20 protein-coding genes and 2 pseudogenes are annotated in these 20,634 nt (G+C 41.6%); 10 read left to right on the top strand and 12 right to left on the bottom strand.

Translation table 11 applies throughout. The annotated features are described in order from the left end of the window. Positions 1 to 8: 8 nt before the first annotated feature. A complete protein-coding gene (locus BHC51_RS02595) occupies positions 9 to 896 on the top strand; it encodes a metal ABC transporter substrate-binding protein (RefSeq protein WP_100153235.1) in 888 nt (295 codons plus the stop codon). Positions 897 to 942: 46 nt separating this feature from the next. Here the strand turns inward: BHC51_RS02595 and BHC51_RS02590 are convergent, their stop codons facing one another. Beyond that, positions 943 to 1,794, bottom strand: coding sequence for a ferritin-like domain-containing protein (locus BHC51_RS02590; protein WP_373885678.1), 852 nt, complete (start codon positions 1,792 to 1,794; stop codon positions 943 to 945). A 322-nt stretch (positions 1,795 to 2,116) separates the two neighbouring features. Between BHC51_RS02590 and BHC51_RS02585 the strand changes: the two genes are divergently transcribed. The 5 genes and pseudogenes from BHC51_RS02585 (at position 2,117) to lolA (ending at position 4,614) form a co-directional block, all read left to right on the top strand. Next, a complete protein-coding gene (locus tag BHC51_RS02585; protein ID WP_100099427.1) occupies positions 2,117 to 2,269 on the top strand; it encodes a transposase in 153 nt (50 codons plus the stop codon). A 359-nt stretch (positions 2,270 to 2,628) separates the two neighbouring features. Further along, positions 2,629 to 2,823, top strand: a pseudogene (locus tag BHC51_RS13250) (hypothetical protein); the annotation flags it as partial. Between the two features lie 40 nt (positions 2,824 to 2,863). Next, positions 2,864 to 2,959 (top strand): annotated as a pseudogene (locus tag BHC51_RS13245) (integrase core domain-containing protein); the annotation flags it as partial. Positions 2,960 to 3,176: 217 nt separating this feature from the next. Then, on the top strand, positions 3,177 to 3,590 hold the full coding sequence (locus BHC51_RS02570) for a DUF1090 domain-containing protein (RefSeq protein ID WP_100100077.1): 414 nt from the start codon (positions 3,177 to 3,179) through the stop codon (positions 3,588 to 3,590). A 445-nt stretch (positions 3,591 to 4,035) separates the two neighbouring features. Then, positions 4,036 to 4,614 carry an outer membrane lipoprotein chaperone LolA gene (lolA, locus tag BHC51_RS02565; RefSeq protein ID WP_257384760.1) on the top strand — a complete coding sequence of 193 codons (579 nt, stop codon included), beginning with the start codon at positions 4,036 to 4,038 and terminating at the stop codon, positions 4,612 to 4,614. Between the two features lie 62 nt (positions 4,615 to 4,676). Here lolA and BHC51_RS02560 read toward each other — a convergent pair whose 3' ends face one another. Both BHC51_RS02560 and BHC51_RS02555 read right to left on the bottom strand, forming a co-directional pair. After that, complete coding sequence (locus BHC51_RS02560) at positions 4,677 to 5,105, bottom strand: hypothetical protein (RefSeq protein ID WP_100100075.1); 429 nt, start codon at positions 5,103 to 5,105, stop codon at positions 4,677 to 4,679. Positions 5,106 to 5,183: 78 nt separating this feature from the next. After that, positions 5,184 to 7,448, bottom strand: a complete 2,265-nt coding sequence (locus BHC51_RS02555) for a DNA internalization-related competence protein ComEC/Rec2 (protein ID WP_100153233.1) — start codon at positions 7,446 to 7,448, stop codon at positions 5,184 to 5,186. 629 nt (positions 7,449 to 8,077) lie between these two features. Here BHC51_RS02555 and BHC51_RS02550 point away from each other — a divergent pair. Continuing rightward, positions 8,078 to 8,794, top strand: a complete 717-nt coding sequence (locus BHC51_RS02550; RefSeq protein WP_100153232.1) for a DUF502 domain-containing protein — start codon at positions 8,078 to 8,080, stop codon at positions 8,792 to 8,794. A 70-nt stretch (positions 8,795 to 8,864) separates the two neighbouring features. Further along, on the top strand, positions 8,865 to 10,673 hold the full coding sequence (gene aspS, locus BHC51_RS02545; protein ID WP_100100072.1) for an aspartate--tRNA ligase: 1,809 nt from the start codon (positions 8,865 to 8,867) through the stop codon (positions 10,671 to 10,673). Positions 10,674 to 10,845: 172 nt separating this feature from the next. Here aspS and trmA read toward each other — a convergent pair whose 3' ends face one another. Both trmA and BHC51_RS02535 read right to left on the bottom strand, forming a co-directional pair. After that, complete coding sequence (trmA, locus tag BHC51_RS02540) at positions 10,846 to 11,937, bottom strand: tRNA (uridine(54)-C5)-methyltransferase TrmA (RefSeq protein WP_100153231.1); 1,092 nt, start codon at positions 11,935 to 11,937, stop codon at positions 10,846 to 10,848. Positions 11,938 to 11,985: 48 nt separating this feature from the next. Then, positions 11,986 to 12,702, bottom strand: coding sequence for an SDR family NAD(P)-dependent oxidoreductase (locus BHC51_RS02535; RefSeq protein ID WP_100100070.1), 717 nt, complete (start codon positions 12,700 to 12,702; stop codon positions 11,986 to 11,988). A gap of 429 nt (positions 12,703 to 13,131) precedes the next feature. Here BHC51_RS02535 and bioB point away from each other — a divergent pair, with 429 nt between their 5' ends. Continuing rightward, positions 13,132 to 14,181 (top strand): biotin synthase BioB, encoded by a 1,050-nt coding sequence (bioB, locus tag BHC51_RS02530; protein ID WP_100123845.1) that lies wholly within the window; start codon positions 13,132 to 13,134, stop codon positions 14,179 to 14,181. Between the two features lie 106 nt (positions 14,182 to 14,287). Here the strand turns inward: bioB and clbS are convergent, their stop codons facing one another. Continuing rightward, positions 14,288 to 14,800: a colibactin self-protection protein ClbS gene (clbS, locus tag BHC51_RS02525; protein ID WP_100153272.1), complete on the bottom strand. Its 513-nt coding sequence runs from the start codon at positions 14,798 to 14,800 to the stop codon at positions 14,288 to 14,290. Between the two features lie 585 nt (positions 14,801 to 15,385). On the opposite strand from clbS, the gene tadA reads away from it, so the two are divergent. Continuing rightward, positions 15,386 to 16,153, top strand: a complete 768-nt coding sequence (tadA, locus tag BHC51_RS02520; protein WP_100123844.1) for a tRNA adenosine(34) deaminase TadA — start codon at positions 15,386 to 15,388, stop codon at positions 16,151 to 16,153. 44 nt (positions 16,154 to 16,197) lie between these two features. Here tadA and BHC51_RS02515 read toward each other — a convergent pair whose 3' ends face one another. The 6 genes from BHC51_RS02515 to lpxK all read right to left on the bottom strand — a co-directional run bounded on the left by BHC51_RS02515 (position 16,198) and on the right by lpxK (position 20,617). Next, a complete protein-coding gene (locus BHC51_RS02515; protein WP_257384756.1) occupies positions 16,198 to 16,986 on the bottom strand; it encodes a sulfite exporter TauE/SafE family protein in 789 nt (262 codons plus the stop codon). Between the two features lie 12 nt (positions 16,987 to 16,998). After that, positions 16,999 to 17,529 (bottom strand): CNP1-like family protein, encoded by a 531-nt coding sequence (locus BHC51_RS02510; RefSeq protein WP_100153230.1) that lies wholly within the window; start codon positions 17,527 to 17,529, stop codon positions 16,999 to 17,001. Between the two features lie 97 nt (positions 17,530 to 17,626). Beyond that, positions 17,627 to 18,274, bottom strand: coding sequence for an adenylate kinase (adk, locus tag BHC51_RS02505; protein ID WP_100123842.1), 648 nt, complete (start codon positions 18,272 to 18,274; stop codon positions 17,627 to 17,629). A gap of 53 nt (positions 18,275 to 18,327) precedes the next feature. Further along, entirely contained in the window at positions 18,328 to 19,095 is a 768-nt protein-coding gene (gene kdsB / locus BHC51_RS02500) for a 3-deoxy-manno-octulosonate cytidylyltransferase (protein WP_100123841.1), read from the bottom strand. Next, a complete protein-coding gene (locus tag BHC51_RS02495) occupies positions 19,092 to 19,280 on the bottom strand; it encodes a Trm112 family protein (RefSeq protein ID WP_100100064.1) in 189 nt (62 codons plus the stop codon). Before BHC51_RS02495 ends, kdsB begins: the two co-directional genes overlap by 4 nt. Before the next feature lie 287 nt (positions 19,281 to 19,567). Next, the gene (gene lpxK, locus BHC51_RS02490; RefSeq protein WP_100153271.1) at positions 19,568 to 20,617 is read right to left on the bottom strand and encodes a tetraacyldisaccharide 4'-kinase; all 1,050 of its coding nucleotides are present in this window, start codon (positions 20,615 to 20,617) and stop codon (positions 19,568 to 19,570) included. Positions 20,618 to 20,634 lie beyond the last annotated feature (17 nt).

Below are 20,634 nucleotides of genomic sequence, written 5' to 3'. Positions count from 1 at the left end.
ATGTGATAATGAAACGTGGCTTTTTTATCTGTCTTTTAGCTCTATATCTGACTGGCTTTTTCCGCTTACTTTGTGCTGCACCCATGCCAGTAATTACCAGCTTCAGTATTCTGGGAGATGTTACCCAACAAATTGGGGGGGAGCGTATTCAAGTACACAATCTGATTGATACCGATCAGGATGCGCACATGTACCAGTTAGTAAGCAAGGATTTACGTAAAATGCGTACAGCCAAACTTATTTTACTGAATGGTTTGGGGCTGGAACCTTTATCTTTACAACGTGCGGCTCAACAAAGCCACGTTCCTCTGGTTATCGTTACCAACGGTATCCATCCACTAATGATGGCTGATGATGGGCACGATCATCATCAGCATACCGACCCGCATGTTTGGAATGACCCGGTTCTGATGCAGACCTATGCGCGTAACATCGCCAATGCATTGATTAGTGTAGACCCGCAGGGTAAAGCCTACTATCAGCAGCGGCTGACTACCTATCAGCAACAACTTGCTGGACTAAATGCATGGGCTACTAAAACGTTTAATACCGTACCACCGGAAAAACGTAAAGTATTGACTGGACACGATGCTTTTGCCTATATGGCAAAACGCTACCAGATTCAATTTATCGCTCCACAAGGAGTGAGCACAGAGGCAGAGCCATCTGCACGTCAAGTAGCAGCAATCATCAGCCAGATTCGGCGCGACCATATTAAAGCTATTTTTATTGAAAATATTAAAAATCCAAAAATGGTACAACGGATTGCCAGTGAAACCCAAACCAAAATTAGCGGCCGCCTGTATTCTGATGCACTAAGTAAAGGTGCACCTGCTGCAACGTATATTGATATGTTCCGTTATAATGTCAACGCCATAAGTGCTGCAATGAGATAAGGCTGGTAGCCCAATAAACTTATATGTTCTATCAATAATTTTGCTTTTAATTTTGCAGAGCCTGCCGCCAGTTATGCACATTAGACTGGCGGTTTTGCTCAAAATTTTCCAGCATTTCCAATTCAAAACGTGAAAAACCAGCCTGCTCACGTGCATCAATATTCACATAGCCACGAAAAATAAATAAATCATAGCGGCTGAGTAAACGTCGAAATAAAGCCAATGGTTCCAAACCGCGCAGTTGGCAAAGATATTGATACCAATAATTCCCCACCTGCACATGCCCTACCTCATCGCGATAGATAATATCCAAAACGGCACAAGTGGCATGATCCCCCTTTTGTGCTATTTTAGTTCGCATTCCCGGGGTAACATCCAGCCCGCGCGCTTCCAGTACTCTAGGCACCAGAGCCATGCGTAACAGCGGATCAAATGCCGTCTTATAGGCCATGTCCCACAAATGATTATGTGCTGAAAAATCGCCATAATCATAGCCCAAAGCTTGCAAACGTTGCCGCATAAGCTGGAAATGATGCGCTTCTTCGGCGGCAATCCGCACCCAATCTCGAGTAAATTCTTCCGGTAGTAATCGGAAACGATATGCTGCATCAAGTGCCAGATTGATTGCATTAAATTCAATGTGACAAACTGCATGTAATAAGGCAGCATAACCCTCTACTGTCGTAAACTTGCGGCTTTTCACTTTGGCAGGTGGCACCAGCATTGGCTTCACCGGATGTCCGGCAAAACGAAAATCCTTAATTACAGCACTTTCATCTCGTTGCAAAGCATTGGCTGGTGTTTGTAAACATAATTGTTGTGCCATTATCGTAGTGGCACATTTTTCATCTGGTTGACAACTAAGTAAAGCAGATTCCAGCAAAGCAGCGATAGACATTTTCATGAGCAGATATAATGTAAATTACAGATTAGTATACATGCCCTATCCATACAAAATAAACCATCATTTAAACATACTCATTTTCTATATAATGTGTCTTGCCCCTTTTTATTAAAGTACACATTATGTGTTTTGGGTTTTGAGGAAGCGCACAATACACCAAAGCAAAAAACTAAGTTGATGGACAGTTTTAAAGCATGCCTAATGGCTGGATTAGATCGTGATCAGTATCACTGCCTTGTAACTATCCCCTAAAATCGTACAGCATAAAAGTATAAAATTCTCTTTATTAATCCATTGCGGATTTAAATATACAAAAATGACTGAACATCAGATCGTAGCTATTTTCAAAGAAGCTGAAGCTGGTATCCCCGTCAAAGAACTTTGCCCTAAATATGGTATGGGGAATTCAACGTTCAATAAATGGCGTGATAAATATGGTGATATGGAAACCTCAGATATCAACGCTTAAAGCAACTGGAAGCTGAAAATCGTAAGCTCAAGCAGATGTTTGCTGAGCTGAGTTTAAAATCTCAGCTTCAGAAGGAAATCATAAAAAAGCTATAGTACCAACTCAAGCACTAAAGCCTGTGCTGTGAATTGCAAGAAAATAATTCAGTTACTTACCATGAGCTACGCTATTGTTGGCTTAAACCACTGTGCTTACTATTATCAACCTAAGTTACCGGACGATTTGGTGATTATGTCGATACTAAGTGCTATCACGGATAAGCATTTACGCTGAGGCTTTCCTAAGTGTTTTAATCGCACCCAAAAGTTCGGCTATAAATGGAATCATAAACGTGTTTACCGGCTGGCAGGGTTACCCGTTATCTGAATAAACTGGCCGAATATCATGGCTATGCGCCTACAATACGAGTAGATAATGGATCGGAATTCACCGGAAAAACATTCATTGACTGGGCAAAGTCACATGGTATAACCATTGATTATATTCAAGCGGGTAGCCCATATCAAAACGGGATATTGAACGATTTAATCGCATCTATTGCACAGAAGTACTAGATTTATATCTGTTTAATAATCTGGAACAAGCAAGGTAACCGAAGAGTGGCTAACCATTTATAACACGGAAAGACCTCATGAAGCATTAAATAATATGACACCGAGTGAATATAAAACCCTAAAGCAAACAGCATAATTTTCTACCGGAGTCTTGTACTAACTTTGGGGTATTTACAACATCACGTTGAGACAGTTTATCTATAACTCTACAGATATCCCTATAAAGATTTTAGAAGTTACTACCTTCAATGAAATCCTCTGGCTTAATTAATAAATAGATATAACCTTTTATGTAGTACAAACAACTTATTAGTTTTACAATATCAAAAATTTAATATGAAAGATGAAAATATATGAATTATTCACGTATGACCAAAAGTACCGTCTGTGCTCTGGCTTTAGCAATTACACTACCTGTTTTGGCAGACAACAATTGGTACACCTGTAAGGAAAAGCAGCAACAAATTGAGAAGCAATTGCAATATGCTCGTGCCAACGAAAACCAGAATCAGATTAATCGACTAACTAGTCAGAAAACTGATCTTGCCCAAAACTGTACAAATGAAGTTTTGCGGCAGAAATACATCCAGAAGATTGATAAGTTAAATAATAAGGTTAACGAAACCCAGCACAAACTGGCCAAGGCTCAGTCTAAAGGCAACAATGCTAATGTTGAAAATTTGCAAAATAAATTGAATGAAAACAAGATAAAACTTCAACAGGCAAAACAGAACTTTGCTCGCTTTGAGCAGGCTGCCAAGCAGTAGACCAAATCAGTGGGTATTGCTGAAAGATCAGATGATACCGAGATTTTACCAGTAGCTTTTTCTTAGATGATTAAATTTATTTGGCCGTTAACCATGGCAATATTATTTTAATTGTTTAATATAATTTAACATTAAATTATTTACTTTAATCGATAAATAATACATAGAACGTTTTATAGTAAACATTATTAATTTGTAATTTATTACTATTTGCCAGTGGAACGCATGAGTCTATTCATAGCTATTAGTTAGTTTACTAGAATAGTTTTGCATGTTTGCTGCTCTATTGTGTGATTGTTTTCAGGCATACTTACTAAATTGAATTGAATAGTCAAACAATGAATTTCTGTTCCCACATTATCCAGTTACAGCTAAAATATTTATTAATAGTTAAGCAAAGGAATGATTAATGCGAATCTTAAGTAGGATTGTGCTTAGCGGCGTTATGGCCATCAGTAGTGTACTGGTTAGTGCAAGTGGTTTAGACACCCTGCAAAAATTTAACTCAGATACAGATGGTATTTCTGGTCAGTTTACTCAAACAGTTCATAGTAAAAAGCGTACTCAAACAACTTCCGGGACATTTTCTATCCAGCGTCCGGGACTGTTTCGCTGGGAATATACGCAACCTTATAAACAGACCATTGTCGGCGACGGGAAAGTTGTCTGGTTATATGATCAGGATTTGGCTCAGGTAACCAAAAGCACACAGAATCAAACGATTGGAGATTCTCCGGCCGCTATTCTTTCTAATAAATCAGCACTGAATGCTAATTACTCCCTGTCAGACGATGGCAACAGCGATGGTATTGATTATGTACGTGCCATACCAAAACGCAGTAATACCGGTTATCAGAATATTCGTATCGGTTTTCGTGGTGACACTTTGGCCAATATGCAGCTAAAAGACAGTTTTGGTAATCAGACCACCATCACTTTTAGCAATATCAACACCCACCCTCAATTCAACCGCGGCCAGTTTAAATTTACTCCACCCAAAGGTGTAGATGTACTGACGCAGTAACAGCAGGCATGATTAAACAAACAGGTAGGTTTTACATTTTACCTGCCTGTTTTATTTCACTATCAGCAACGATATACATATGAACGCCCATTATGGGAGCTGCGGCACCAGCGTGGCCTAAACATCATCCAGTTCATGTCATTATCCCATCTGCGCTGCATTGCCCAGTCTTGCGCCTGTTGTAATCTTACCTGATTCATATAATTGTCCCAGGCCAGTCTGTAACAACTCTGAAAAATTGGTAAATTAACCTTTTGGCGGTATTCTTCCGCAATTTTGGCATTAGCAGGATCTGAAAAAAAAGCCGGATTTTGCATCTGTGCCTGCATCAATTCAGCAGTACGAGTATCACACTGTGCCGCTAAATCCAGCTTCAGTTTCTGTTCTGCAGCTTTTTCTGCCGCTGCCCGGGCAGCTTTTTGTTCCGGTGTGGCACAAGCTGCCAGTAATAAACCCGCCATGCCTAAAAAGCAAATTTTACACCAACGCATATTAATTCCTTCTATCCAGCCAGTTAACAGACACAGAATATTATTTATTATACGCCAGTATATTATGGCATCCAGTTGCTATTGAAAGCTTGTTTCTGAAACAGGCTTACGCTGCCAATAAGGTTGGAAACTCTGCAATGGCTGCCAGTGCAAAGGACGTGCGGATAAGGTTGTCTGCATTCCTCCCATATGGTCTGTACGCAACAGCGTAATATCTTGCTGTGTCAGTAATTTCATTACCTCAACATGCGGATGACCATATGGATTGGCGAAACCGGCACTGGCAACGGCGTATTGTGGAACCACTGTACGAATAAAATTTATATCACTTGAATTACGGCTTCCATGATGGCCTAAAACTAAAATTTGACTAAATAAATTATCACCATAAGCAGTCAGTAAAGCTCTTTCCCCTTTTTTACCCAGATCGCCGGTAATCAGTACGGCTTTATCAGCACTTACAACGCGCAACACGCAGCTATATTCATTTTTTCCATTTTTGACCGCCACCGGCTGATTGAGAAATTCAAACCATACGCCATCCCATTGCCAGTTTGAACCACCTCTACATAATTGTACTGGAAATGTATATGCTTTCGGCTGTCCGGCAATAATACTTCGTGGTTGCAGATACTGCTTAATCAGCGTTGCACCACCATCATGATCACTATCATTATGAGACAGAACCAGCATATCCAGTTGTTTGATATCAGCCGCACGTAAATTAGGTAACAATGCAGATTGTGCTGCATAAGCGGTACCTGTATCAAACAATAATTCATGTTTTGCCGTACTGATACTTACTGCCAAACCCTGCCCAACATCCCATATCCTGAGAATAGCTTCGCCTTGTGCAGGACGTGGTGGCCGATAACTAAGTAGTAACAGTAAAATTAACAAACATAATGGACGTAAATACCAACCACGTGGTAGCAGTAACAGCAAAACAGCAATAGCTGCCAGCAGCCATAATGCTAAAGGTGCATGAGCCGGATAGTATTCGGGTGCATAGTCAGCTATCCAATGTAACAGCTGCATGGTTTGTTCGGCCAGATACGCGGCAAAAGTACGCAGTGTATTCACTGGCACAATTAATGATAGTAAGGCCAGTGGTACCAGAATTAATGTAAACCATGGAATAGCCAGCGCATTCACCAGCGGCGATATGATCGGTACGGAACCAAAACAAAAAGCCACCAGTACCACCGAAGCTAATCCTGCTGCCCATTGTGCCTGTACTATTTGGCGCCATTTAGCGCTACCACCATAACCCTCACCTGCCCACATTAGCACAGCAACCAGCAAAAAAGACAACCAGAAACCAATACTTAATACGGCCAAAGGGTCATACAGCAGCACAATCGCTATTGTTAACCACCATACCTGAAAAGCGTGTAAATATCCGCGCCGCCAGGTTAAGGCAACAATAATAATCATCAGCATACTGCGCTGAGTAGGTACGGCAAAACCAGCCAGTGCACTGTACACAATAGCTGTCAGTACGGCTACACAGCGTGTGTATATCCACGGCTGGTGAATGCGTATGGGTAAATACTGTAAAAACTTACCACATAACCATGCTGCCAACATGGCTAACATACCTACATGCAGGCCGGAAATACTAACCAGATGGTTTAATCCGAGCGGACGAAATATTTGCCACGCTGTAGCTGGTAATGCAGATTGTTCACCAACAGCAAGTGCTTTTAGTAAGGCCACACCCTGCGGGTAAGCCTGAATCTGTGCCTGCCAGCGTGCACTACACCATAGGCGCCAGCGTGCTAGTATTTCTTGCCAGCCAGATGAAGCTGGTAACGCTTTACGCTGACCTTTGACAACCGTACCCATAGCACCAATATGATTAGCCAGTGCCCAGGCTTCCCGATTAAAACCAACCTTATTGGTCTCGCCGATAATAGCGCGTACCTTAACCTTTATCTCCCATCTGCTGCCGGGCAACCATTGTTGTTTCGTATAATCAGTCAGTAGCCATTGCTGCTGTTGGCCGTTGGGTAAATCTACCGTGGCAACAAAGCGGCTGCGCTGCTTATCCTGCTGGGGAATATCTGTTACTTTAATAACAACATGTTGTAACTTAGTTTTATCGATTAGCGGCCATTGCTGTTGTAATACCATATCGGTTCGCCATAACGCAAATAGCACACCTGCACAAATTGCACAAACACAGCGACACCATTGCCAACCAGACCACAGAGCTAATATGGCCAGAGTAAACAAAGCACCTATCCACGGCAAAAAGCCAGCTTGGGGCAATAAATAAGAACCACAAACACCCACAACCCACCATGGTAACCAGACACAGACAAAACGGATTTTGGCCATATAGACAGCTGCAATGCTCCAAAAATCTATAATTAAGTTTATATTTGACTATGTACTTTATACCAAATAAATTAACATAAAAATGTATTTGTAAATTTAGATGATTAAATAAATATAATTTCCAAATTAAACTTTTGATAAATATAAATATTTTTTAGGATATTTCATCGACTGAATAAAGATTAAATCAGTTTAGTTTTAAAACCACTCAGGCATTGATTACTGGATACCGCGTTATCTTAAAACAAATAACAAATTTGCAATAAAATAACATATCTATTTAATTATAATAGATTAAAAAAATAACTATGTAGTATTAGCTTCCTAAATTTATACCCGAAAACATATCATGACTTGTACAAAAGAACCTATATACACATCCAGTTCTAAGCGTCAATAGCGAATATTTTTTAAAACTGATTTTCTTGTCGTAATCAGCAACGCTTTTTTAAAAAGTTAACCACAAACAAATATGGACAGATAAAGACAGCCTGTAGTTCCCAAACCACCAGCCTAAAATTAAATTTAATTAACATCAGTAATAGCCGATGTGAAAACAACGAAATATAGGTATAATATAAAGTTTGATAATTGTAAGCTGACCAGACTAAGAAGGGCTTAATTATACTATGGCGCAACAGCCTGCCGAAGGCGGAAAACTGAAAAAATCCCTAAAAAAATATATGCTTACTGGCTTGCTGGTATGGTTGCCCATTATTGTGACAATTTGGGTAATTAGTTACATCGTTGGCATAGCTGATCAGCTTGTCAATATTTTACCTGCACACTGGCAACCACAAGCAATTTTCGGATTTAAAATCCACGGTTTAGGCTTACTTGCAGCCATCATCATAGTATTTTTCACCGGTTTACTGGCAGCAAATATGCTCGGACGCAGAATACTTGCTGCATGGGATACTTTGTGGGGACGCATTCCTGTTGTGAAAAGCATCTATTCAGGTGTAAAGAAAGTATCTGAATCACTATTGTCAGATTCACGTCAATCATTCAAAACACCGGTACTGATACCGTTTCCACAGCCAGATATCTGGACAGTCGGATTTGTATCAGGCCATATACCTGATAATATTGCTTCTGCCCTGCCTCATCAGGCAGGTAATACACCGGCAGATGAGTATATTTCTGTATACGTACCTACTACGCCCAATCCTACCGGTGGCTACTATATTATGGTCAACAGTAAAGATATACGCGAAATCGATATGAGCGTAGACGATGCGCTGAAATATGTTATTTCACTGGGTATGGTACAGCCAGACACACCCCCACATAAACAGTCACTACAGGCTATTTTCCCATTACAGAAACCAACCAAACCGCATTAGCGCTGGATTTGGCTGGGATAATATTCCTGATGACACAATTAACCGTAATCACAGCAACAAAGGCATAAAAATGCGAACCAACTATTGTGGCTTAATTAACGAGCAATATCTCGACCAGACCGTCACTGTAAAAGGCTGGGTACATCGCCGCCGCGACCATGGTGGTGTAATATTTATAGATTTGCGTGACCGTGAAGGTATCGTGCAGGTAGTTATAGACCCTGATACCCCAGAAGCATTTACTCTGGCCGATTCTGCCCGTAATGAATATGTACTGAGCATTACTGGCCGTGTTCGTGCACGCCCGGAAGGCACCAAAAATGACAAAATGATTTCTGGCGGAATTGAACTCTTAGCTAAAGAAATCCATATACTCAATACTGCTGCCACACCACCTTTCCAGATTGATGATGAAAGCATTAGTGAAAATGTTCGTCTGACCAACCGAGTAATTGATTTGCGCCGTCCTGTAATGCAGAATAATCTGCGGCTGCGTTATCGTGTGGCCATGGCTGTACGTCGCTATCTGGATAGTCAGGGATTTATCGATATTGAAACACCGATGCTCACCCGCTCTACCCCTGAAGGTGCTCGCGACTATCTGGTACCCAGCCGTGTATTCCCGGGTGAATTTTTTGCATTGCCTCAATCACCACAATTATTCAAACAGTTACTAATGGTAGCTGGGTTTGATCGTTACTACCAGATTGTTAAATGTTTTCGTGATGAAGACTTACGTGCCGACCGCCAGCCTGAATTTACCCAGATTGACTTAGAGACTTCGTTCCTGAGTGAGAACGAAATCATGGACATCACTGAAAACATGGTAAAAATGGTATTTCAGGAAGCATTGTCTGTTGACTTACCAACTTTCCCACGCATGAGCTGGCATGATGCCATGTTCCTGTATGGTTCAGACAAGCCGGATTTACGCGTAAACCTGCAATTTACTGAACTCACAGATGTCATGAAAACGGAAGAATTTAAAGTATTCCGTGCGGCAGCCGACATGAAAAACGGCCGTGTTGTAGCATTGCGTGTACCTAATGGTGCAGGATTAAGCCGTAAGGAAATAGATACCTATACTGAGTTTGTGGGCATCTATGGTGCAAAAGGTCTGGCCTACATCAAAGTAAATGATATCAGCAAGGTAAACAATAGCGAAGACAGCGGCTTGCAGTCTCCGATAGTGAAATTCCTGTCTGATAGCGCATTGCAATCAATTATTGAAAAAACCGGTGCCCAGAATGGCGATATTATCTTCTTTGGTGCAGACAAGGCCAAAGTTGTGAATGAAGCCATTGGTGCTCTGCGTACTAAAATTGGCCATGAACATGGTGCTGCTAATGGCTACTTTACCGATGAATGGCGCCCATTATGGGTAGTAGATTTCCCGGTGTTTGAATATGATGAGGAAGAACAACGCTGGTCTGCCATGCACCACCCGTTCACTGCCCCCAAAGAAGGCCATGAAGACTTATTGGCAACTGCACCAGAAGAATGTATTGCCCGTGCTTATGATATGGTGCTAAACGGCTGGGAAATCGGTGGTGGTTCCATTCGTATCCATCGCGCTGATATTCAGGAAAAAGTATTCGCTGCACTCAAAATTACGCCAGAAGAACAACAGAATAAATTCGGTTTTCTGTTGAACAACCTGAAATTTGGTGCACCGCCACATGGCGGCCTTGCTTTCGGTTTGGATCGTCTGGTTACCTTAATGGCTGGTGCTGATTCCATTCGCGATGTTATCGCCTTTCCGAAAACTCAGCGTTCACAGGACTTACTTGTAGATGCACCAAATAATGTAGATGAAAAACAGCTACGTGAGTTGGGTTTGCGCTTACGCCAGAAAGTCCAAACTGAAGAACAGAATTAATTCTTTATTCAATTGTCAAAACTGCCTGATATTCATCAGGCAGTTTTTTTATTGAAATAAAACCATGTTTTGGAATTTAAAACAGATTTTAATAATGAGAATAATCCAAACCAGAAGCAGAGTGAAAAATTTCAGTACAAAGAATTATAGTTAGGATTGTGTCAATAATGGATCAACGCTTTTGGAGCCAGACACCTGATTCAATATGTGGTGTGAAGGGAAATTGATCAAACATCGCTGCCCGCTTAACTTCATGCGTGGTTAAGAGTATTTGCAGATTTTCATGCAAAGTAACAGGATTGCAGGAAACATAAATGATATTGTCAAATTTTTGCAATAATTCAAGCGTCGCCTGATCAATACCGGCTCGTGGCGGATCCACAAAAACTGTGCTGAATTGGTAATCACTCAAACAAATCTGCTCATTCACCAGACGCTGAAAATTTCTGACACCGGTATAAGCTTCAGTAAACTCTTCAGCCGACAGCCGAGCCAAAGCAATATTATTTATCTGGTTAGTTTTAATATTCCAGCGCGCAGCCTGAACAGAGGTTTTAGATACCTCAGTGGCCAGTACACGGCGAAAATGGCGGGATAAAGGTAAAGTAAAATTACCATTACCACAATATAATTCCAGCAAATCTCCGGTATTAATTGCCTGAGCAACACTTGTTGCCCAACTCAACATATACTGACAAACTATTGCATTAGGCTGCGTAAAACCACCCTCCAGCTGCTTGTACTGAAGCACTTTATTATCAACTGTTAACCGCTCAATGACATAATCACGTTCCAGAACTACTTTCTGACCACGGCTGCGTCCTAAAATTTGAACACCCAGCACTTCCGCCAGCATTCTCGCAGCCTGAACCCAATTATCATCCAGCTTTTTGTGATAAATCAGCGTAACCAGCGTATCACCTGCCAATGTGGTTAAAAACTCAACCTGAAAAAGCCGCGCTTTTAACAATTCATTAGTCTGTATGCAATCCAGCAACTTTGGCATCAAGGAATTTATATTTTCATGAGCGATAGAAAAATGACGCAGTTTGTGTACATTACTGGCACTGGCTTTTTCACCCGGCGTGAACATAGCATAACTGCACTCATCACCATCATGCCAGATACGGAATTCGGCACGCATCCGGTAATGCGATGCAGGAGAATTAAAAACCTGCACTGGCGGGAAAGCACAGTCTGCAAATAATTTATCAAGATAAAGTTGTTTATCAGACAGTTGTTGTTCGTAAGCGGCAGTTGTCATGGCGTAATCAGGCAAAACAAAAAGGGAGCTATTATAACAAAGCCCTGTTTATTCCCGCACATCACGCTGAGTTTGCTGACCATAATTTTCTTTGGCAATCATAGCTGCAATTTTTTGTGCCGTGTCTTCAGCACTCTGTAACTGATTTTTCTCTTTTAAATTAATAAAATGTTTCACCTGCGGAAACCGAGTCGCATCAGCAGAACGAATATTCTGCTGCATATTCGTATCCACTACGCCAGGTGCAATGCTGGCAATACGTACTCGTGGATGATTTTCGGCAGCTATCACCGCTGCATGTTGATCCAATGCAGCTTTAGTTGCGCCATAAACGCTCCAACCTGCCACAGCATGGCGACCAGCACCACTACTGATATGCGCAATACGAATATCGGCTTTAGTGGCGGCAGCAATTACCGCATTAGTTAACAATAACGGCGCAGTAATATTTACTGTGATAGCTTTGATAATTGCATCACAGTCCTGCTGGCCAGTGAGTGCATTCGGTTCTACTATGCCAGCATTATTAATCAGAATCACCTTATCTTTGTTTTCCAGATCGCTTTGCCAGCTAGCCGATTTTACTAATGTAGCCACAGCCTCCGCATCAGCAAAATCAATTGCGTATTGCAGCAATCGTTCCGGCGGATTGTCCCAGCCATGCCGTGACAAACCAACAACCCTAATTTCCTGAGTTAAGTAGTATTCAGCCAGAGCACGCCCTAAACCACGGCTATGGCCAGTGATAATCACACAATTTTGCATATCAAATTCCCTTTTCAAAATTAACCAGGTTTGTAAGATGATGAGCGCCAAGTAATACTATTACCTGTAAACACGCCATTAACCACACCATTTTTACTCTCCTGAATCATGATCATTCTAAAACAGCTTGATACACTTTGCGTAGGAGATTTACAGCCACGTGCCATCATTCCTGCATATTTACAAATTAATAAAAATCAGCATATTCAATATTGATTAGCGTATTATGGCAAATTGTGGCGCTGGCATTGATCCCGATGCACTTTATCTCAGAAAAGAAAGTAGTCTGGCGCATACAAATAAAACATCATCTTTTCGGAAGCCAATTCCTGTCTAATGTAAATCTTATATTTTAAAATGGTTGACAATAAGGAGTTAAGCATTACGCCCTATTGTGAATCGTAAACTTGCTATCTAAAGGAAATTATTATGTCCTTGAGTGCTATTCGTCATAACTGGGCTCTGCCTGAAGTTATGGAATTATTCCAACTACCTTTTAATGATCTTATTTTCAAAGCACAAACCATACACAGACAGTATTTCAATACAAACGAGGTGCAAATTTCAACATTATTATCAATAAAAACAGGCTCTTGCCCAGAAGATTGCAAATACTGCCCTCAGTCTGTTCACTACAATACAGGATTAGATAAAGAAAAATTACTTGAGGTACAAAAAGTCATAGCGAAAGCCAAAGCAGCTAAAGCAATTGGTTCAACCCGTTTTTGTATGGGTGCGGCGTGGAAACATCCTACTGCTAAAGATATGCCTTATGTCTTAGAAATGATAAAAGGTGTGAAAGCATTAGGGATGGAAACTTGTGTGACTTTAGGGAGATTATCTCAAGATCAAGCTCATGCTTTGGCCGATGCTGGATTGGATTACTACAATCACAACTTGGATACCTCACCAGAATTCTATAGCCATATAATCACCACTCATACTTACGGCGAACGTCTACAAACATTAGCTTATGTGAGAGAAGCAGGTTTGAAGATTTGCTCGGGTGGTATTCTGGGAATGGGGGAATCAGTAATAGATCGTGCTAAGCTATTAATCCAGTTGGAAAATTTATCAGAACACCCAGAAAGTGTTCCTATCAATAATCTAGTCAAGGTTAAAGGCACACCTTTGGAAAATGAACCAGATATAGAACCGTTTGATTTCATCAGAATGCTTGCTGTAGCTCGTATTATGATGCCAAAATCTTATGTACGTTTATCGGCAGGAAGGCAGCAAATGAATGAGCAAACACAGGCACTAGCTTTTTTAGCAGGAGCTAACTCTATATTTTGTGGAGATAAACTATTAACAACAGCTAATCCACAGATAGAAAAAGATCAGGCATTACTTATTAAATTGGGGATCAGGCCAAAGCAACGACAAGATTATAGTGATGAAGTGCATCAAGCTGCTATAGAGCAAGCTATTATCGAACAACATCAAACTAGTATGCTTAACGATACTACCAAGGCTTAACCATGAGTTTTATTTAGCAGCTAATTACTACTTTATAAATTCTGGGAATTGCAGAATCCATAAACTGGCAACTCACCCTAACTCACTTGCTAACGCGAGAATGACATTAAGTGCCGATGGTCTTGAGTAATGTTGCTAAGCGACCAGTAGCATTTTTATATGGAGATAAGGTATTTAGTTGGATCATTCGTCCGCGTGTATATTTTTCGCACCAATCTGTTCCATATAAGTCGTGGTCGTTAAGACCTTCAATAAGTTTGATGATTTCATTTTTATTATTTTCTAACCGTTGCAATAACACCTTATAATCATTGATATCTTGATAGTCACAATAAAATTTCTGCGCCAGTTTTCCCAATTCATTCCATTTAAAGCCTACTTCTGGAAAAACAATCTCATTCCCATGTGCTTCTTTTTTATGCCAAGATAAAACTAATTCCCCCCAGCCTATTAAGTAAGAAACTAGTTGTGCAACACTCATAGTTGTGCCTTTGGCATGCCCCTCCATTATGGGTTGAAAGACCTTCTGTGCGGGTACTGCTGCTAGCTTTTTGGCTAACAGAGCGTAGTTTTTATTAATCGCTTCAATTAACTCATTTTTAGATGCAGGTATTGCCATAATATCCTCCCAGCGCATTAATGGTATTATATAAACAAACGAAGTATTATTCCGTCCTTGTTACTTCGGTTATGGTTTGATTGACGATATTAACGACCTCTTTGTACTTTTTATCAACAAAAAAGTGATCTGCAGTGAGTAAAGACTGCACAACAAAGTGCTCACTACGTATAGTTAATCTTTTTATCAATCAGAAAACTTTGGATAGCCGCTGCATAAACATATTTTCTACAAGCTATATAGCTAATCCAGCAGCTTTCGGAATACTTTCAGAGTAAACAATATGCAAATTTACCAGATAGGATTAATTGTGCTTCTTAACAGGAAAAGACGTTATTAAGTGGCACAATATTCTTATATTATATTTCTACCTTTCTGAGATTATTAATCTGAATCACCTCATTTATCGTGTTTTACTGACGGTTCCAGCTATTGTCACTAAAGACAGACAACTTTGATTGCCTAAGCATGTTTGTAACCACGAAGATGCCCACTGATAATCACACCATTTCGTATATCAGATTCCCTTTTCAAGTTTAATCGGATTTATAGTAGGATAACCGCTACCATTCATTTCTTTTACTTATGAATACACCATTCACCACACCACCACTGGCACCGAAAACCATAGCTATTCTGAAACAGCTTGATATACACTGCGTACAAGATTTACAGCAGCGTGGCGCGATAACTACTTTCTTGCAATTTAAAAATATCAACACAAGCAGTACTGAAAGCATACTATGGCAATTTATTGCTTTAATACAAAATCGCTCTGTGCAAACTTTTAGCTGTGAAGAAAAAATGTTTTGGCGTAAACAGTTGAAACAACATCCACCTGTCGCTCAGTTTCCGCCTGAAAAAATCATGCAGCACTGGATGCAGCAAGCACTGCGTGCAGCACAGCAGGCGCAATTATTGAATGAAGTACCAGTGGGTGCAGTTGTGGTGTACGAAAATAATCTTATTGGTTATGGCTATAATCGCTGTATTACCGACCATAATGTCAGCCACCATGCTGAAATTCAGGCTCTGGCAGCGGCCAGTAGTACGCTGGGCAATTATCGCTTACAAAATTGTGATGTATATATTACTCTGGAACCTTGTGCCATGTGTGCCAGTGCCTTAATACAGGCCAGAGTGAAAAGAGTAATTTATGGTACTGCTGAAACCAGAACCGGTGCTGCCGGCAGTGTGATTAATTTATTTGCCAATCGCCAGCTAAATACGCATACCGCAATTCTGGGCGGCGTGCTGGCAGCTGAATCCAAAGGATTATTGCAGCAATTTTTCCGGCATAAACGCCAATCGGTTCAAATAACAGATATATCTGCTGGAAGTACAGAGATATAAACAAGCAACTACGACATACTTCAAGCATGAGATACAAAAATATATTATTTTAAATAAGACATAAGTAAATCACGGCCAAAGCTGCAAATCATAATACATAACACGATAATAAATCCTTTACGTATTAATTCACTGCCACCAATCATAGCCATTCTGCTTCCGATTAATCCGCCTGTTAAATTGGCAGCAGCCAGTGGAATTGCCCAGTGCCACACCACGTACTGGTTTGGAATAAAGAAAGCCAGCGCGGCCAGATTGGTTGTCAGGTTGATGACTTTGGATGATGCAGTTGCCGTAATGAAATCAAAGGCAAAAAAGCGCACAAATACAAAAGCCAGCAAACTGCCGGTACCCGGGCCTAAAATACCATCATACAGGCCGATTAATGCCCCCATAAAAAGACCAAAAACATATTCGCGCCGACTAAGATGGCTCCGGCGCTGAACCTGTCCGAGATCTTTTTTGAGAAAAGTATAAACCGCCATTACAACTAAAATAACCAGAATGGATGGCTTCATCCATGCTGTGGGCAGATACACCACAATGTGCGAACCCAGATAGGAAAAAACAAACGCAAGCACAGCTGCGGGCAACAGCATTGCCCATGGTACAGGTATACGTCGAGTGTATTGTACGGCTGCTACGAACGTACCACTGGCTGATGCAAATTTATTGACACCCATGACAATAGGCACAATGGTATTTTTTGGTAAAGCATTAAAAAGCCCGGGTATCTGCAACAGCCCGCCACCTCCTACAGCAGCATCCATCAAACCGGCACTAAAACCGATGATTAGCAGCCTCCAGATATGAGCATCACTGAACCATTCCACGATTAATCCTGTCTAGCGCATAGCGCGAGTAGTAATACGTTGCATTAGTTCCTGCTGATTACGTGGCAATCCGTCTTCACAGAAAGTCTGATACAGCACTGAGCGCACTTTATCCAGCTCATTCAAAGTAGTACCGATTACTTTCCATTGGCTGTTGCGCGGTTGTATCCAGCGTTTATTGACATCATCACCAAAGCCAAACACTTTCATGCGTCGCGTGGGGCAATGAATGGCCTCAGCAGAAAGATTATTAATGCCCTGACTGGATTGCTGGTTCAGAATATAATGTATTGTACGATCAGTATTAATATGAATACTATTCAACATTAACTTTGGCTGGCCTGTATAAGTCTGGCTAACATAAATGTTTACCCATTGCTCATTGCCTGTCGGATAGGCTGGCATTGGTACAGCCTGTTCTTCCCATATCTGATCTTCATCCGGGCCAATATAATGTTCGTTATACAAGGTTTCCTTACGTGCGAGAGCCAGAGTACAAAAACCAATCAACATGGTCGCCAGCACGGTTTTGGCAATATTCATACTAAAGTCTCCGAGGCTGAATATTTTTTATTTAGCTTTATTTGTCAGGCTGCCTGCGCTTGAAATTAAATGTGCAACAGGCAGCCTGAATAAAATGTTAAAGTTTTAACGCTGCCAATACTTGAGTTTTAACTGCTTCTACCGGCTGGGTGCCATCGACACGGATATAGTCAGGGGCAGTGTCACCATCTTGTTTGCCATAAAAATCAATCAGCACCTCTGTTTGTTCGTGGTACACCTGCAAGCGTTTTTTAATGGTTTCTTCCTGATCATCATCACGCTGAATCAGAGGTTCGCCTGTTTCATCATCAACACCGCTTACTTTTGGGGGATTATAAATCAGATGATAAGTACGACCCGAAGCCTGATGTACGCGTCGACCAGACAAGCGTTCAATAATCACATCATCAGGTACAGCAATTTCCACTACAGCATCCAGATGCACACCGGCATTTTCCATGGCTTCGGCCTGAGCTAATGTACGTGGAAATCCATCAAACAAAAAGCCATTAGCACAATCAGGTTGAGCAATACGTTCTTTAACCAAACCAATAATAATATCATCACGCACCAAGCCGCCAGCGTCCATAATCTTTTTGGCTTCGATGCCCAGTGGTGTGCCTGCTTTTACCGCTGCACGCAACATATCCCCGGTTGAAATCTGCGGGATATTAAACGCTGCGGTAATAAACTGTGCCTGAGTGCCTTTTCCTGCACCGGGTGCACCCAATAATAAAACTTTCATTTCAACTCCTGAATATGTCTGTAATTTTATATAAATACTGTAAATAATAATATTTATTTGAGTATATCTGGCCAACTGGCACGAACACGTTCCAGATCAGCAGCAGTATCTACACCTGAAGCAGGCGCGAGTGGAGTGATTTGGACGGCGATGTTGAAACCATGCCATAACACCCGTAACTGCTCAAGCGATTCAGCCTGCTCTAATGGGGATGGTGTCAAATCCGCATACTGATGCAGAAATTGTACCCGATAACCATAAATACCAATATGGCGATATACCGGTATATCTTTCGGCATAATTTCGGCACCGCTGCGCATCAGCTCACGCGGCCAGGGAATGGCTGCGCGGCTGAAATACAATGCATTATGCTGGCTGTTCAGCACTACCTTAACACAATTAGCGTCAATAAAATCTGCGTAATCAGTTAACAAGTGTGCGGCTGTAGCCATTGGGGCACAGCTTTGCTGTAGCTGTGCGGCCACTGCATTAATCAGTTCCGGTTCAATCAGTGGCTCATCACCCTGCACATTGACTACATAGTCATTTTCAGCCAAATTTAAGATGCTGGCCGCTTCGGCCAGACGTGTGGTGCCACTTTCATGATCTGTAGCTGTCAATACGACTTCAATACCGTGAGCCTGACATGCAGCCTGAATGTCTGCATGATCTGTGGCTACAACTACCCTACTCGCTTTACTTAAGCGGGCACGCTCAGCCACCCGTACTACCATCGGTTTGCCATGAATATCGGCTAAAGCCTTGTTTGGCAGACGGCTTGAAGACAGACGTGCCGGAATCAATACGACAAAATCACTCATGAGCTAGCTGTACATTCTTCATCTGATAATTCACGTGCTTCATTTACCAGCATGTAAGGAATACCGTCTTTAACCGGATAAGCCAGCCGCGAAGCCTTACACCACAACTCCTGTTGCTGTGCATGCCATTGCAGCTTTCCCTTACATTGAGGGCATACCAGAATATCCAGATATTTTTGATCCATTTTTAGTCCTTAGTCCCACAAAAGTGGTGAGCAATATCTATCTTTTGTCATTCAGGCTAGTGTCCGAATGAGGTACTGCCAGTTAATAATTTACAAATATCATCGATGAATGACTTTACCATATATTGAAATAGCGATACAGAGCATGCGGAAATATTCAGCCTGAACAGAAATTTCCTTACATACACTACCAGCCAAACAAGTCTGTGTAATCTATAAATGCTGTGCTGGACAATTTACAGAAATTCTACCAGCAGCCAGTGTTCATAGCATCTTTTTCGTCACAGTCATGCTTTTATTGTGTCACTATTGCGCAGTTGTAATCGAGACTGAATAAACTCTGCCACATCGGGACAGATCTGAGCCGAAAGAGGTAAAACCCAGATATTATGCGGCAAAGGCGCTACCAGTTTGGCTGCGTCCTTTTCGGTAATAAATATCACATCTGCCACAGGCCAGTCTGCCGGTTTAATCACAGCGTGATCTTTCAGCGCGACGGCTTGTTTCAGATCAATGCCTAAGCTTTGTAATGCCTGAAAAAAACCTTGGGGGCGGCCAATGGCAGCGATAGCAGCACAATGCTTGCCCGCAAACTCTATAGCTTGTGCAGTCTGCTGGGGTTGGTTTAGACAGTAAAAATCAGCATAATTTAATGCACTGTAACCACTCCACTGTGTTTTTACCATGCCTAACTGTTGTGCCCGCTGCACAGCTATTGTATCGCCCTGACTAAATAATACGCCATCAACAGATTGCAAACGGCCAAGAGATTCACGTAATGGACCATTAGGTAATAAATCCATTTTTTTTCCAATATCCGCTGCCGGAAACACCACGATTTCAATATCCCGCTTAAGCGCATAATGTTGCAGACCATCATCACTTAATAGAAGCTGCAAATCCGGATGCGCCTGTAATAATGCTTTACCCGCAGCCTCGCGTGTAGTAGCAACGGCAATCGGTGCCTGAGTTTGCTGAAACAGCATCAGCGGCTCATCGCCGGCTTCTGAAGCATTAGTACGAGCATTAATAATTACCGTATCAGTACTGGAACGCCCATAACCACGGCTGATGATACCAACCTTAATCTGCCGCTGCTGCAATGCCTTTACCAAAGCAGCCACTAAAGGAGTTTTACCAACACCGCCAACATGAATATTGCCGATTACTACTACCGGACAGGACAGCCGTTTGCTGGACAATATCCCAACTCGATAGAACCAGCAACGCAACATTGCAATCATCTGGAAAACCCGTGCCAGTGGCCATAACAAAATTGTCAGCACTGTATAAGGATGCTGCCAGTGGCGTTGTATCAAACTGGCTAACCAGCCCATAATTCTGCTCATAAACG

The organism is Snodgrassella alvi (genome assembly GCF_002777745.1).
Taxonomy (GTDB): Bacteria; Pseudomonadota; Gammaproteobacteria; order Burkholderiales; family Neisseriaceae; genus Snodgrassella; species Snodgrassella alvi_D.
This window is presented reverse-complemented; position numbering and strand designations above follow the sequence as displayed.

Excerpts from the sequence above, each read along its gene's own strand:
- BHC51_RS02595 (WP_100153235.1), top strand. The coding sequence starts at position 9 with ATGAAACGTGGCTTTTTTATCTGTCTTTTAGCTCTATATCTGACTGGC.
- BHC51_RS02590 (WP_373885678.1), bottom strand. The coding sequence starts at position 1,794 with ATGTCTATCGCTGCTTTGCTGGAATCTGCTTTACTTAGTTGTCAACCA.
- BHC51_RS02585 (WP_100099427.1), top strand. The coding sequence starts at position 2,117 with ATGACTGAACATCAGATCGTAGCTATTTTCAAAGAAGCTGAAGCTGGT.
- BHC51_RS02570 (WP_100100077.1), top strand. The coding sequence starts at position 3,177 with ATGAATTATTCACGTATGACCAAAAGTACCGTCTGTGCTCTGGCTTTA.
- lolA (WP_257384760.1), top strand. The coding sequence starts at position 4,036 with ATGGCCATCAGTAGTGTACTGGTTAGTGCAAGTGGTTTAGACACCCTG.
- BHC51_RS02560 (WP_100100075.1), bottom strand. The coding sequence starts at position 5,105 with ATGCGTTGGTGTAAAATTTGCTTTTTAGGCATGGCGGGTTTATTACTG.
- BHC51_RS02555 (WP_100153233.1), bottom strand. The coding sequence starts at position 7,448 with ATGGCCAAAATCCGTTTTGTCTGTGTCTGGTTACCATGGTGGGTTGTG.
- BHC51_RS02550 (WP_100153232.1), top strand. The coding sequence starts at position 8,078 with ATGGCGCAACAGCCTGCCGAAGGCGGAAAACTGAAAAAATCCCTAAAA.
- aspS (WP_100100072.1), top strand. The coding sequence starts at position 8,865 with ATGCGAACCAACTATTGTGGCTTAATTAACGAGCAATATCTCGACCAG.
- trmA (WP_100153231.1), bottom strand. The coding sequence starts at position 11,937 with ATGACAACTGCCGCTTACGAACAACAACTGTCTGATAAACAACTTTAT.
- BHC51_RS02535 (WP_100100070.1), bottom strand. The coding sequence starts at position 12,702 with ATGCAAAATTGTGTGATTATCACTGGCCATAGCCGTGGTTTAGGGCGT.
- bioB (WP_100123845.1), top strand. The coding sequence starts at position 13,132 with ATGTCCTTGAGTGCTATTCGTCATAACTGGGCTCTGCCTGAAGTTATG.
- clbS (WP_100153272.1), bottom strand. The coding sequence starts at position 14,800 with ATGGCAATACCTGCATCTAAAAATGAGTTAATTGAAGCGATTAATAAA.
- tadA (WP_100123844.1), top strand. The coding sequence starts at position 15,386 with ATGAATACACCATTCACCACACCACCACTGGCACCGAAAACCATAGCT.
- BHC51_RS02510 (WP_100153230.1), bottom strand. The coding sequence starts at position 17,529 with ATGAATATTGCCAAAACCGTGCTGGCGACCATGTTGATTGGTTTTTGT.
- adk (WP_100123842.1), bottom strand. The coding sequence starts at position 18,274 with ATGAAAGTTTTATTATTGGGTGCACCCGGTGCAGGAAAAGGCACTCAG.
- kdsB (WP_100123841.1), bottom strand. The coding sequence starts at position 19,095 with ATGAGTGATTTTGTCGTATTGATTCCGGCACGTCTGTCTTCAAGCCGT.
- BHC51_RS02495 (WP_100100064.1), bottom strand. The coding sequence starts at position 19,280 with ATGGATCAAAAATATCTGGATATTCTGGTATGCCCTCAATGTAAGGGA.
- lpxK (WP_100153271.1), bottom strand. The coding sequence starts at position 20,617 with ATGGGCTGGTTAGCCAGTTTGATACAACGCCACTGGCAGCATCCTTAT.